This is a genomic window from Jeotgalibacillus sp. R-1-5s-1, from assembly GCF_004405105.1.
Lineage (GTDB): Bacteria > Bacillota > Bacilli > Bacillales > Jeotgalibacillaceae > Jeotgalibacillus.
In genome coordinates, this window is record NZ_SORW01000046.1 from 108011 (window position 1) to 121921 (window position 13911).

The following is a 13911-nucleotide window of genomic DNA, read 5'->3' on the forward strand; positions in this document are numbered from 1 at the left end:
AAAATTATACCATATCGCCCTTCCTACATCGCATGCGTGCCGCCATCGACAATCAGCACATCCCCTGTTACATAAGCAGATGCTTTCGAAGCAAGAAACAGCGCAGCACCTTTTAAATCATGATCCGAACCAAAGCGCTTCAAAGGCGTCACCTCTAAAATCGGGTCCTTCCCCTGATCAATAATCGCCTTTGACATTTTCGTCGGAAAAAAGCCCGGTGCGATCGCATTGACGTTAATATTATACTGTCCCCATTTAACCGCCATGTCCTTCGTCATCGTAATAACAGCACCTTTACTTGTGTTGTAGCCGATCGTATCCATCACCCTCGGATCCGTCCCGCCAAGCCCTGCTACTGAAGCAATGTTAATAATTTTCCCGGACTTCTGCTCAATCATTTTTCTCCCTGCCGCCTGGCTCATTAAAAACGTTCCCGTCACATTGACATCCATCACCTTCTGCCACGCTTCAAGCGGCATCTCTTCTGCACGAGCGCCCCACGTTGCCCCGCTGTTATTCACTAAAATATCAATCGAGCCAAACGCCTGAACCGTTTCCTCAATGACACGCTCCACATCAGCCGGATTCGAAATATCGCATTGCAGCGCAAGCGTCCGTACCCCGAGCTGCGCCAGGCGATCCGCTACTTCCTGGCAAGCTTCAAGCTTTCTTGAACAAATCACCACATTCGCTCCGGCCTCCGCAAACCCTTCAGCGATCTGCTCCCCAAGTCCACGTCCGCCACCTGTCACAAGCGCTGTCTTTCCTGTCAGATCAAATAATTCAAGCACCTTCATTTGTCATTCCTCCCTTTCCCCTCATATTTTTGCAGCTCAAGTCTGCCAATCTGCGCGCGGTGCACCTCATCCGGCCCATCCGCGAGCCGAAGCGTCCTCGCACTCGCCCAATGCGCAGCCAGCGGAAAATCCTCTGATACCCCCGCTGCACCGAGCGCCTGGATGGCCCGGTCAATGACTTTCAGCGCCATCGAAGGTGCAACGACCTTTATCATAGCAATCTCTGCTTTCGCCACTTTGTTTCCGACTGTATCCATCATATAGGCAGCCTTCAGCGTCAGAAGTCTCGCCTGCTCAATCTCAATCCGTGAATCCGCAATCCATTCCCGGATCACACCCTGACTGGCAAGCGGTTTGCCAAATGCCTGACGATCCAGCACGCGTTTACACAACTCCTCAAGCGCGCGCTCCGCTGCCCCGATCAGCCTCATACAGTGATGAATTCTGCCAGGACCAAGCCGCCCCTGGGCAATCGCAAACCCTTTTCCCTCACCTAAAATCATATGGTCTGCAGGTACCCGGACATGATCAAAGGTGATCTCTCCGTGACCATGCGGTGCATGATCATATCCAAACACCGGAAGCATCCGCTCAATCGTCACACCCGGCGTATCAAGCGGCACGAGAATCATCGACTGCTGTTCATACCGGCCTGCCTCCGGATCCGTCTTCCCCATTACAATGCCAATCTTACACCTTGGATCCCCGGCACCGGATGACCACCATTTCCGCCCATTAATCACATACTCATCGCCATCCCGCTCAATCCGCGCTTCAATATTTGTCGCATCAGAAGACGCCACATCAGGCTCCGTCATCGAAAAACACGAGCGGATCTCCCCGGCAAGGAGCGGCTTCAGCCACTTCTCCTTCTGCTCATCAGTCCCGTACCGCACTAAAACCTCCATATTCCCCGTATCCGGCGCATTACAATTAAACACCTCAGGCCCAATCATCGACCGCCCCATAATCTCACAAAGCGGCGCATACTCCACATTACTGAGCCCTGCCCCGTACTCACTCTCCGGCAAAAACAAATTCCACAACCCTTCAGCCTTTGCCTTCTCCTTCAATTCCTCCATGATCGGCGGCACTGTATCCCAGCGGCTATTCCCCTCACTCACCTGCCGCTCATACACTGATTCGTTCGGATACACATGCTCCTCCATAAATGCAGAAAGCCTCTTCTCAAGATCTTTCACCTTAGCAGAATACGAAAAATCCATACGTCCATCCCCTTATCCATTTACTAACTGACCGGTCGGTATGTATGGTTTTAGTATAACGGATTTAGAGTGGTAGTCAACTAAATAATGGGAGTGAATGATTCAGAGTCAGGGTCTGTCCCTGACTCCACCTGGCGTAAATTCAACGATTTGAACCAGATATAGATCCACAACTTCCCCCCGTTCACTCTCATTGATCAAAAATGGTCATCACTATTTTAATCTATCAGGCTATTGTACAGGCATATAGTCACGCTTCTTCATATAAATATTAATGCAACTACAATAATGAAAAGGAGAGAATAATGTATGAGTTGCGGAAAAAAAGATTCTTGTGTATGTCAAATCGTTCAAGAGATTGTGAGAGTTCAGGATGAGGTGGCTGCTAACACAAATGGCTGCTGTTCAACGGGCTGTGACAAAGCAATCAGAAACCTGCTGTCACCAATCGGGGTTAATGGCAATGGAAATGGTCCTACTACTGTGCCATTCGCACTTTATTGCAAGGGTGATTGTGAACCATTTATCGGAAGTGGCGTCTTCAGAGCTCCTGTTGGCGGATCAGGAATGACCGCTTTACGATGTGTTGAAACACCTATCTTCCGGGCGAAAAAGTTTGTGGATAAAGATAAAGACAGAGAAAAAGATCAGTGCTGTGTCCAGCTGGAGCTGCTGCTTCCAGTAACAATGGGAGGATCTACGCCTGGACCAACAGGAGACGGAAAAAGCATCTGTGATTTCTTCCCTGGAAACAGCATCAGAAACCTTCAAGCAACCGGCATCTGCCTAACAGTCGATTTGAATTGCTTCTGTGGCATCGTATGCCTTGATCCCGTCACACCTCTGCCAGTATCTGAATTTAAAATGGATGAAGAAGACTAAGAGCTAAGACGTTACAGAGATTAAAACGGGGCAGCAAAAGGATACAACAGAGTATCCTTTTGCTGCGTTTTTATTCTGGTAAAGTTTTTAACGTTTTATGAGGTCTGACTAGAAATTCAGAAGTCATTTTTCACATATAGCACTAACAGAATCATCCCTATATTTTTGTCCTAACACATCAGCTCGATGAATATACTTGTGATATCTCTACCGCTTGAATAAAACAAGATTCAGCATGCCGATTTCCAATTCAATTTCCAGAAGAGAATGATTTAACATAAAAAATAAATATTGACAGTTAATTTCTGGTTCGCTAATATAAAAACCAAGTATTTTAATCGGAATACTTCATAAACTCAATAGATCGTCTTATCAAGAGAGGTTGAGGGACTGGCCCAATGAAACCTCGGCAACAGACTGACTCATCAGTACTGTGCCAATTCCAGCAAGTATTTCTTGATAGATAAGACTGGATTGACGTTTTTTCTTCCAGTTTATTTTTACAACTGGAAGTTTTTTTATTTTTAACATTCATTTAAAGGAGGAAGTCGCTTGAACATTTTTTTAGTCAGTTTAAATTTACTTGTGTTAGTTGGTCTCATTATTTTTCTTTACACACTTAAGAAGAAGCACGTGTCATTCTCAAAAAGGGTTTTACTTGGTTTGGCATTCGGTATCATATTTGGTTTTGCATTGCAATGGATCTATCCTTCCGAATCTCCTATTATTACGACTACGGCTGATTGGTTTAATTTAATTGGTGGTTCTTACATCAGACTGTTACAGATGATCGCCATCCCACTGGTCTTTATTTCAATTCTTGCCGCTTTTACGAGGCTGACTTTAACAAAAAATATCGGGAAAATCAGCGCACTCATTATTGCCATTTTAGTTGGAACGACTGCGATTGCAGCTGCTGTTGGTATTGCTACAACGGCCGGCTTTAATCTTGAAGCCATTCAAATCGAACAGGGCGAAGCAGAAACTGGTCGGGCTGCTTCATTAGAAGAAACATACGGTACAGTAGAAAACGTGACGTTTCCACAGCAAATTCTTGCTTTAGTACCTTCGAATGTTTTCCTGGACTTTACAGGAGCACGCCCAACCTCCACCATTTCAGTGGTCATTTTCGCGGTCTTTCTTGGTCTGGCGTTTATTGGTGTCAGAAGAAAACAGCCGGAACAGGCAGAATTGTTTTCTAAGATTGTCGACTCACTTTATGCGATTGTGATGCGTGTCGTCACATTAATTTTAAGATTAACGCCCTATGGAGTGCTTGCGGTAATGGCGAGAACGGTCGCAACAACAAACTTTGATGCCATTGTGAATCTCGGCAAATTTGTTATTGCATCCTATGTCGCACTGGCTGTTGTCTTTATTATCCACTTGATCCTGCTAACAATCTCAGGGTTAAATCCAGTGACTTTTGTCAAAAAAGCATTTCCTGTTCTCGCTTTTGCGTTTACAACGCGTACAAGTGCCGGTGCTTTGCCAATGAACATCCGGACTCAGCAGAATTTAGGTGTAAAAGATGGAACAGCTAATTTCGCTGGCTCCTTTGGATTGTCAATCGGACAGAACGGCTGCGCTGGTGTTTATCCTGCAATGCTGGCCATCATGATTGCACCAACTGTCGGAATCAACCCTCTCACACCGACATTTATACTAACGGTCATCGCCGTTGTAGCAATCAGCTCCTTTGGTGTTGCAGGCGTTGGTGGCGGTGCAACATTTGCTGCCATTCTTGTCCTGTCAGCCCTGAACCTTCCGATCGGCTTAGCAGGTCTGCTCATTTCCATCGAACCATTGATTGATATGGGCAGAACAGCTGTGAATGTCAGCGGAAGTATGACAGCCGGCGTAATAACGAGTAAGGTGACAAATGAGTTGGATGTTGAGATGTATAATGACAGATCTACAAAAGTGACTGTTGAGGCTTAAGAAGTAAAGTACGAAAAGAGAGCAGCCACCAATTGGTTGCTCTTTTTTCGTACGTTTTATATGATTTAGAATCACATTTGAATTGAAGCTTCACTATCGTTTTCATGACACGGAAGAAATTTATGTCATGAATCGTGTTATCTATTCAGCATGATGATCGCAGCATTTTTTGTTTGTAGCCCATTTTCACAGAAAGCGATACGGGGTAAAGAAGAGCCGTCCCTTTATTTAACATCACACATACACCTTCCCAATTTCTTCCCTTCCCCCTTTTTGCTATACTTCTACTGAAAGAGCAGGTGATTCTTTTGTTTAAGATTCTTTTAATTGAAGATGATGAAACGCTATTTAAAGAGATTAAAGACCGGCTTATGGACTGGCAATATGAAGTATATGGTGTGACAGATTTTCAGAAAGTGATGGTGTCCTTTGCAGAGATCCAGCCGGATTTGGTCATGATTGATATTCAGCTTCCTAAGTTTGATGGATTCCACTGGTGCCGTATGATCCGTGAGCATTCGAATGTACCGATTATTTTCCTGTCTTCGCGTGATCATCCGACTGACATGGTGATGTCGATGAATTTAGGAGCAGATGACTTTATTCAAAAGCCCTTTCACTTTGAGGTATTGATCGCAAAGATTCAGGCGATTTTACGCAGGGTGTACAACTACAGCACCACCAGTTCCGTCCTGAGGATGTGGATGGGTGCCACGATCGATATGGAAAGTAATCGCGTAAAGAACGATCAGGGGATGATCGAGCTGACAAAGAATGAAATCTTTATCCTTAAGATTCTTGTAGAACGCAAAAATAAAGTCGTCACGAGGGATTATTTAATCAATCTGTTGTGGGATGATCAGCGATTTATCAGTGACAATACATTGACTGTTAATGTAAACAGACTACGAAAAAAACTGTCTGAGATTGGACTTGGAGATGCGATTGAGACGAAGGTTGGCCAGGGATATATTGCCATTGAGCAGGTGGAGAAATGATTAAGAAGTATTTACTTGAAAGACTTAGCTGGATCCTGCTGATTGTGCTATTACAGTTATTAGCTTTGTTGATCGCTTATCTGGATCCCTCCCTTTCGATTAATTCCATGTTCTATTACGCCTTTCTGTCACTTGTGGTCTTTTCCCTTTTTTTGATGATTCGATATTTTAAAGAAACCTCATTTTATAAAGAGCTCGAGCTACGGGAAGCATCGACTGATACTACCAGTCTTCCAGAACCTAACAGCCCGTTTGAAACAGCCATTTATGAACAGATGACTGCTTCCATTGAACAGCTTCATAAGGATGCTTCAGCAAACCAAATGCATCTTGAACAGGAAAAGGACGAGCTCCTTTCCTGGATTCATGAAGTGAAAACGCCTTTAACCGCGATGCAATTAATCATTGATCGCACAGAAGATCGTCAGTTAAAATCTGAGCTGATGTATGAGTGGTTGAGAGTCCACTATTTGCTCGATCAACAGCTGCATCAAAAACGGATCCCTTTCATTGAGAATGACCTGTTTATTGAAAAAGTTGAGCTGGAATCGCTGATTTATAGTGAAATTCATACGCTGCGTTCATGGTGTTTAAAAAAGAAAATCGGCTTTGATGTGGAACTGGGTGTAACACATGTTCTCACGGATGCAAAATGGCTGGCATTTATTCTTCGTCAGATTTTAACCAATGCCGTGAAGTACAGCTATGAGGGGTCAGATATATTCATCGAATCACGTGAACAGGCAGGTCAAACCATTCTGACACTCACTGATCACGGACGTGGGATAGATCCCCGTGATCTGCCGAGAATCTTTGAGAAAGGCTTCACGTCTACCATCAATCAGGATCAGCGTGCGACCGGAATGGGGCTTTACTTAGCAAAAAAAGCGGCTATCCCTCTTGAACTGCACCTATCTGTTCAATCATCTGTTGGAGATGGCACCACTATGACCCTAACCTTTCCAAAAGAAAATCCATTTCTTGAAATCCAGAGCGTGTGACAAAAATGTCACACGCTCTGCTCTTTTGTTAGGACAATCAAAGGACTTCACGAAATCGAATCGTTACAATAAATGTATCTTACTAACTGGAGGACATTGTGATGATCATACTTGAGGCAAAAAGAATCCATAAAAGCTATGGAAATAAATTCACAAAGCAGGAAGTCTTAAAAGGGATTGATATCAATATTCAAAAAGGCGAATTTGTCACGATTATGGGCGCATCCGGCTCAGGTAAAACCACATTGTTGAATGTACTCTCAACCATTGACCGTCTTAGTCATGGATCGTTAATGATCGAGGATGAGGATCTGACAAAAAGTAAAGAAAAAAATCTGGCAGAATTCAGGAAACATCATTTAGGATTTATTTTTCAGGATTATAACCTGCTCGATACACTCACAGTAAGAGAAAACATCCTTCTGCCTCTTTCGATTACAGCGACTTCAAAAAAAGAAGCACTCGGGAAATTCGAATCGATCGCAAAAGATTTAGGCATTGAAGCCATTGCTGATAAATATCCAAATGAAATATCAGGCGGTCAAAAGCAACGTACATCTGCAGCGCGAGCCTTTATCCATGAACCAAGCATCATCTTTGCGGACGAACCGACTGGTGCTCTTGATTCAAAAGCGGCATCAGATCTGCTCGGTAAGTTAACTCATTTAAATGAAAAACGCCAATCAACTATCGTAATGGTCAGTCATGATCCGGTTGCTGCAAGCTACAGCAGCCGCGTCATTTTTATTAAAGATGGTCAAATCTATACACAGTTGAACAAAGGTGAAGGTAGCCGCAACACATTTTTGAAGGATATTATGAAAACGCAGGGCGTACTTGGTGGTGTGAAGTATGAGTATTAATCAGCTGATCTTCCGCAGCTTTCGAAAGAATTTGAAGAGCTACTACCTTTATGTCTTTGCGCTGATCTTCAGTGCCGCTCTCTATTTTGCATTTGTCACATTGCAATTTGATCCCTCTATGAATCAAGCAGAAGGATCTGTCAGAGGTGAAGCAGGAATCAGGGCTGCTTCTGTCCTGTTGATCGGGATTGTCTCCATATTCCTGCTGTATGCCAACAACTTATTTATCAAACGGCGGAGTAAAGAAATCGGTCTGTTTCAGCTGATTGGCATGACAAAAAATCGGATTTTTGCCATTCTGAGTGCTGAAAACCTGCTGCTCTACTACAGCTCTCTGATTGTTGGAACAGGAGTCGGATTTGCGATTTCAAAATTAGTCGCCATGATCTTTTTCAGGCTTACCGGTGTGGATGAGACCGCAACGCTAAACTTTTCGATTCAGGCTTTTATCCAGACGTTGCTCGTATTCAGTGCTGTCTACTTTTTGATTATGATCATGAATCTGATCTATATCAAACGGCAGAGTATCCTGTCACTTTTCCATGTAAAAAGTAAGTCAGAAAACAAAATCAAAAAGATGTCGATCATTGAAATTCTGATTGGTCTACTTGGCATCCTTCTGATTTCGACTGGCTATTATGTATCTGCACGGCTTTTTGACGGGAATTTTAATTCATTCACTCAATTGTTTTCAGCCATGGTCTTTATCCTGGGCAGTGTGATTATCGGGACATATTTTTTCTACAAAGGTTCAGTCAGCTTTATCGCGAACCTGATCAGAAAGAATAAAGGTGGCTATTTGAATATCAATGAAGTCATGTCACTCTCGTCCATCATGTTCAGGATGAAATCAAACGCGATGCTGCTGACGATTATTACGACGGTATCTGCACTTGCAATCGGACTGCTGTCGTTAAGCTATATCTCCTATTACTCTGCTGAAAGAACGGCTGAGAATTCTTCGCCTGATGATTTTACTTTCGTCACAGCAGAAAATGCAGAGGCATTTGGTGGAGTGCTAAACGAAAACGCGATTGCATACAGCCAAAAACAGATTGATGTGATACTGGCAGATATCCGGATTGAGGAAATTGCAGGTGCAAATATGCAAGAGCTTCAATTTGAAGAAGGAATAACTAATATGTCAGTCGTCAGCGATGCTCAAATTGAAGGAGTTGATATCAGCGTTAATGACATATTATTCTCGGGTTCAAATGATGCGGTTCAAGCCCTTATGAATCTTCAGGATGAAGGAACCCTTACGCTCTTCGGTGCTACAAGCGAAGTAGAAAAAGAATATGCAGGGTTAAGTGATGAACACATATTGCCTCCTGTTTTCACTGGTGGTTTACCTGTTGCAGTCGTTGATGAATCCGTTTACGGTATGCTCGCTGAAGATGTGAATGAGGAAATCCAGCGGGAATATTCACAGTATATCGGATTTACACTAGAGGACCCTGATACTGCTGAAAAAGCTGATAAGCTTTTTAACAATATGCCATTCAGCGATGAGGCCGGAAATACCTCGCTCTATTCTGTGGAACAGATGCAAAAATCAAATATGGGCTTTATCATGTTTGTCGTCGGCTTCCTCGGCCTCACGTTCCTGATCACATCAGGCTGCATTCTTTATTTTAAGCAGGTAGAAGAAGGTGATGAAGAGCAGCCGAATTACAGGATACTGCGAAAACTTGGTTTTACACGGGAAGATCTTCTGCAGGGTATTCTTCAAAAGCAGATCATCAACTTTGGAATTCCGCTGACTGTTGGTCTTCTGCACAGCTACTTCGCCGTCAGATCCGGCTGGTTTTTCTTCGGAACCGAGCTTTGGACGCCAATGGTGATTGTAATGGTCTTATATGCTGCGCTCTATTCAACCTTTGGTATATTGTCTGTTTTTTATTATAAAAAGGTTATCAGATTGTCTCTGTGATGAATACAAAATGAATTTACATTACTATAGAGTTCCCTGTGTCAGATACACAGGGAACTCTTTGTTCAACTACGTTCATAATTAGCAAAAAAGCCTTACTCCTCAGAATAAGACTCTTTAAAACTCTATCAAGCCGCCTTCGAAACCTTCTCCACTTTCGAATACGTTCATTTTCTCCATACAAACTCCATCGGCCCCTGGTTGTAGCGTTTCAGTATTATATAACTCTGCCATGCTATTTACTTTTATAGACAAAATCATTTACAGGAAGAAATTCTCAGAAATCTTTTTTTAGAATTTCTTGTAAATTTCCTATCACATCTTCACTGAGTTGAATGGTTTGACTTACCACCCCTTTTTCTTTTCTTTCCATAGAGCCATAAGTGTTAAGCTGGACATATTTTTTTCCATTTTTCATGAGTACATTATATGTTGTTTGTACTTCATCATGTACTTTTGAATTTCTACTAATTTTCGTAATTTTATTGATTAGAGCCATAACTTTATAAACACTCCCTTTATTATGTTTAATATCGTTAATCAACTAAATTTTATAGCTAGTTTTAGTAATTTCTTATCTTTAAATCGTTTTTATACTTATTAAAATCCCACAAATTAACGTTTTATTGAAACGTAGACTTCAGGGACAGATACTGACTCTGACTCCTCAGAATAAGACTCTTTAAAACTCTATCAAGCCGCCTTCGAAACCTTCTCCACTCTCGAATACGTCCATTTTCTCCATACAAACTCCATTGGCCCCTGATTGTATCGCTTCAGCAACAGATGACTCAACACGACCTGTACAATGTAAATCGCGATTGCAATTAGCACACCCTGAGTTTTCGATACCTGACCAAATAATCCGAAGCCATATCCGTTGAAGATAATCACTGCAATCACTGACTGCATCAAATAGTTCGTCAATGCCATCCGGCCGACTGACGCAAACGGCATGAGCATTTTTTCAACGGAAGCTTTTCTCGTCAATAAGACAATGACGGATACGTAAAACAGCATCAGAAATGGTCCGCCAATTGCGTTTAATCCTTCCGCGATTGGCAAGGTAACATACGGAGCCCAGCCAAACACATTGTAAGCAACCGCTACAGACAATCCGACTAAAGGAACACCAATTGCCAGCCCAATCCACATCACCTTTTTCCAGCGCTGAAGATTGCGTTCGATATCCGTAAACATCCCTGTCTTTCCTAAATAAAGTCCAATCAAAAACAGCGGTAAAATGGTCGGTACAACTAACAGCACCTGCAACAAAATCGGTAACACTTCATTGGTTAACCTAAAAGCCAGAATCTCTCCGAAACTGCCCTCTGCCATCACCGTTGCGGCCACAACAGAAGACGCATTCAGATTCTCCATTGTATCCATACCTTGATTCACTATAAATTGAATACTCACACTGCTGAACAACATCAATGCCGTCATGAGAAGCGGCCCAAAGATCATCAGGGATATCGCCCAGATCTTAATGACCTTCGACGAGCGCTCAATAAACAACGGCAGCAAAAATCCTGTAATCGCATATGTATGTAAAATATCTCCCGACCAGATAAAAATGAGATGTACAAGCCCAATCAGCAGCAAAAATACAAGTCGGCGTCTAAATAGTTGCTTCGCCGGCAACCCGCGCTTCATTAGACGGCTGTAAAAAATATAAAATCCTAAACCGAATAACATTGAAAACATCGGGTAAAACTTTCCGTCTACAAAAAATGCCGTCAGCAGCGTCAGAGTCGCATTCAGTCCGCCCTCCGGCAAGCGCTCACCCTCAAATAATCCATTAAGCTCCGTAAAAACAGGCGTCTTAAACGCAATCATATTCGCAATCAAAATGCCAAACAGCGCAAAGCCCCGGATGATATCCAGCGCATGGATCCGCTCTTTCATCGAAACCGAACTCATAGTGCCACCCTCCTAATTTTTCATTCACTTCTAATCTTAATGCAAGCAGTTCCGATAAACAATCAGATTCTGGAAAAATGACGAGTACTCTTTCTAATCAAGGTATACGTATAGGAAATAAAAAGAACTCCCTTTCATTCGTTGAAAAGGAGTTCAGGTGCTTCTATTCAGATGACGTCAGCGAAACGCTGTAAAGCTTATCATCGCCTGCTTCAGGATTCCCTCTGCCATCCGTGTTATTGCTCACAAAGTAAAGCGTATCTCCTTCAATAAACAAGTCCCGTATTCTGCCCAAACCGGACACGAACGTGCGCTGTTCATTCGTTGCAGGGTCAAATTCCAATACGGCCGTTCCTCTCAAAGACGCAACATAGACTTTCCCGTCATAATAGCCCATCCCGGACGGTGCCCAGGTGGAATCGTCTCCGGACGTAAATAGTGGTGACACCATATCATCCTGCTCCTGATCGCCTTCGATGATTGGCCAGCCATAATTCTGACCCGCTTCAATCTCATTAATTTCATCATTTGAACTGTTGCCGTGCTCACTTGCATACATCGTACCATCCGGCGACCAGGTCAGCCCTTGCGGATTCCGGTGACCGTAGCTGTACACATAGGAGTCCGGAAATGGATTGTCATCCGGAACGGAGCCATCTAAGTTCAACCTCAGGATTTTACCCCCGAGAGAATCGATCTCCTGCGCAAGATCCACATTAGCTGCATCTCCCGCGGTCGCATACAGCTTGTCATCCGGCCCCATTTTCAGCCTGCCGCCATGATGCACATTCCCGCTCGGAATCTCATCCAGCAAAAGATCTTCCTCCGTCCAGACACCATTCTCTAAACGCAGAGTAACGATCCGGTTGAATTGTCCGTCATCATTTTCATACGTATAGTAGGCATACGCCATTTGTGATTCCTGAAAGTCAGGCGCCAGGACAAAGCCAAGTAGACCCGCTTCAGCAGCAGTTGCCAGCTCCTCCTCCAGCTCCACATTCTGACGCTCCGCCTGATCCCCTTCCACCTTTACAATACTCCCGGTTCTCTCTGTAATGTAAAACGTATCATCCTGATGATCAATCGACCATGGAATCTCAAGATTTTCCGCAACCGTTTCAATTTCCTGTTCAGACACTGCCCCTTCTGACATGTCACCCTGTCCGCTGCCTGAAGAACAGCCGGCGATGAACAGGACCGCAGTCAATGAAGTGATGAAAGTCTTTTTCACGTTGGTTAAGCCCTCCTCTTTAAACGTTTGCTTTGTTATAAGCATACCTTACTGCGCTGGGGTCGTTCACTAAATAATCGTCCTTCACCACTCATCATTTGCTTTCTGGTTAATGTTAACAGTACGATAAGGTTGAATCATAAAACATTTCAATGGAGGAATTCTCATGAAGTATACGGTGATTACAGGTGCCAGCTCTGGCATTGGCTACGAAGCCGCATTAGCATTTGCTTCACGGAATAAAAACATCATTGTCATTGCCAGACGGGAGGACCAGCTACATAAGCTAAAGCAGGAAATCCACAACATCAATCCCGACCTGGACGTCGTCATTAAACCAGCCGACCTCTCAGAAAGTGAACATGTCCATGCCTTATACGAGAGTCTAAAAGAATACGATATCGAAACCTGGGTCAACAACGCAGGCTTCGGAAACAGCGCACCTATTACGGAGCAAAATGTCCACAAGATCGAAAAAATGCTCCGCGTCAACATCGAAGCACTCACAACCCTTTCCACCCTATACGCCCGTGATTATGCCGAAAAAGAAGGCGCAACATTAATCAACGTCGGCTCTGACGTAGGTTACAGACTCGTTGCAAACGGCGTCTCATATGCGGCTACTAAATTTTATGTAACGGCCTTTACAGAAGGACTCGCCCAGGAGCTGCAGGACCAAGGCGCACCAATGAAAGTAAAACTACTCGCCCCAGCCATGACCGAAACCGAATTCGTCAAAACAGCCCGCGAAATCGATGAATTCAGCTACCGCGACAACGTTCAAAAATATCATACCGCCAAAGAAATGGCCGAATTCATGCTGGAGCTCTATGATAGCGAAAAAGTAGTTGGTAAAGTAAACAGCGAAAGCTACGAATTTGAATTACTCGATCCAATCTATCCGTATACGTCGAGACGGAAGGCTGATTGAGGTTTCAGAGCGTAATGAAAAAGGTCAGCCGTTGATATGGCTGACCTTTTTTGGCTTTTAAGTTAACATCCTTAGTATTGCATGACTTAATTTCTTAAACAGGTATTTTCGATTTTGACACTAAAGAGTTAGCTCATTCATCAAAATTAATACCCGTTAAAATTAGTTCCCAGTTTAACAATTCA

Annotated in this window: 12 protein-coding genes and 1 riboswitch; of the genes, 7 read left to right on the top strand and 5 right to left on the bottom strand. The window is 43.5% G+C overall.

Annotation, left to right across the window (positions count from 1 at the left end):
* Positions 1-23: 23 nt before the first annotated feature.
* Positions 24-797: an SDR family oxidoreductase gene (locus tag E2491_RS14585; protein ID WP_134376363.1), complete on the bottom strand. Its 774-nt coding sequence runs from the start codon at positions 795-797 to the stop codon at positions 24-26.
* Entirely contained in the window at positions 794-2023 is a 1230-nt protein-coding gene (locus E2491_RS14590) for an acyl-CoA dehydrogenase (protein WP_134376364.1), read from the bottom strand. The genes E2491_RS14585 and E2491_RS14590 overlap by 4 nt, the downstream gene beginning before the upstream one ends.
* Before the next feature lie 309 nt (positions 2024-2332).
* On the opposite strand from E2491_RS14590, the gene E2491_RS14595 reads away from it, so the two are divergent.
* The 6 genes from E2491_RS14595 to E2491_RS14620 all read left to right on the top strand — a co-directional run bounded on the left by E2491_RS14595 (position 2333) and on the right by E2491_RS14620 (position 9641).
* Positions 2333-2905: a CotY/CotZ family spore coat protein gene (locus E2491_RS14595; RefSeq protein WP_134376365.1), complete on the top strand. Its 573-nt coding sequence runs from the start codon at positions 2333-2335 to the stop codon at positions 2903-2905.
* A gap of 366 nt (positions 2906-3271) precedes the next feature.
* Positions 3272-3375, top strand: a riboswitch (SAM riboswitch).
* Positions 3376-3457: 82 nt separating this feature from the next.
* Positions 3458-4846, top strand: coding sequence for an L-cystine transporter (locus E2491_RS14600; protein WP_134376366.1), 1389 nt, complete (start codon positions 3458-3460; stop codon positions 4844-4846).
* 308 nt (positions 4847-5154) lie between these two features.
* Positions 5155-5844: a response regulator transcription factor gene (locus tag E2491_RS14605; RefSeq protein WP_134376367.1), complete on the top strand. Its 690-nt coding sequence runs from the start codon at positions 5155-5157 to the stop codon at positions 5842-5844.
* Positions 5841-6845, top strand: coding sequence for a sensor histidine kinase (locus E2491_RS14610; protein WP_134376368.1), 1005 nt, complete (start codon positions 5841-5843; stop codon positions 6843-6845). The genes E2491_RS14605 and E2491_RS14610 overlap by 4 nt, the downstream gene beginning before the upstream one ends.
* 101 nt (positions 6846-6946) lie before the next feature.
* On the top strand, positions 6947-7708 hold the full coding sequence (locus E2491_RS14615; protein WP_134376369.1) for an ABC transporter ATP-binding protein: 762 nt from the start codon (positions 6947-6949) through the stop codon (positions 7706-7708).
* Complete coding sequence (locus E2491_RS14620; protein ID WP_134376370.1) at positions 7698-9641, top strand: FtsX-like permease family protein; 1944 nt, start codon at positions 7698-7700, stop codon at positions 9639-9641. The genes E2491_RS14615 and E2491_RS14620 overlap by 11 nt, the downstream gene beginning before the upstream one ends.
* A gap of 277 nt (positions 9642-9918) precedes the next feature.
* Here the strand turns inward: E2491_RS14620 and E2491_RS14625 are convergent, their stop codons facing one another.
* The 3 genes from E2491_RS14625 to E2491_RS14635 form a co-directional block, all read right to left on the bottom strand.
* Positions 9919-10140 carry a methionyl-tRNA formyltransferase gene (locus E2491_RS14625; protein ID WP_134376371.1) on the bottom strand — a complete coding sequence of 74 codons (222 nt, stop codon included), beginning with the start codon at positions 10138-10140 and terminating at the stop codon, positions 9919-9921.
* 194 nt (positions 10141-10334) lie between these two features.
* Complete coding sequence (locus tag E2491_RS14630) at positions 10335-11564, bottom strand: DUF418 domain-containing protein (protein WP_134376372.1); 1230 nt, start codon at positions 11562-11564, stop codon at positions 10335-10337.
* A gap of 163 nt (positions 11565-11727) precedes the next feature.
* A complete protein-coding gene (locus E2491_RS14635; protein WP_371414489.1) occupies positions 11728-12795 on the bottom strand; it encodes a PQQ-dependent sugar dehydrogenase in 1068 nt (355 codons plus the stop codon).
* Between the two features lie 166 nt (positions 12796-12961).
* On the opposite strand from E2491_RS14635, the gene E2491_RS14640 reads away from it, so the two are divergent.
* A complete protein-coding gene (locus E2491_RS14640) occupies positions 12962-13726 on the top strand; it encodes an SDR family NAD(P)-dependent oxidoreductase (protein ID WP_134376373.1) in 765 nt (254 codons plus the stop codon).
* Positions 13727-13911 lie beyond the last annotated feature (185 nt).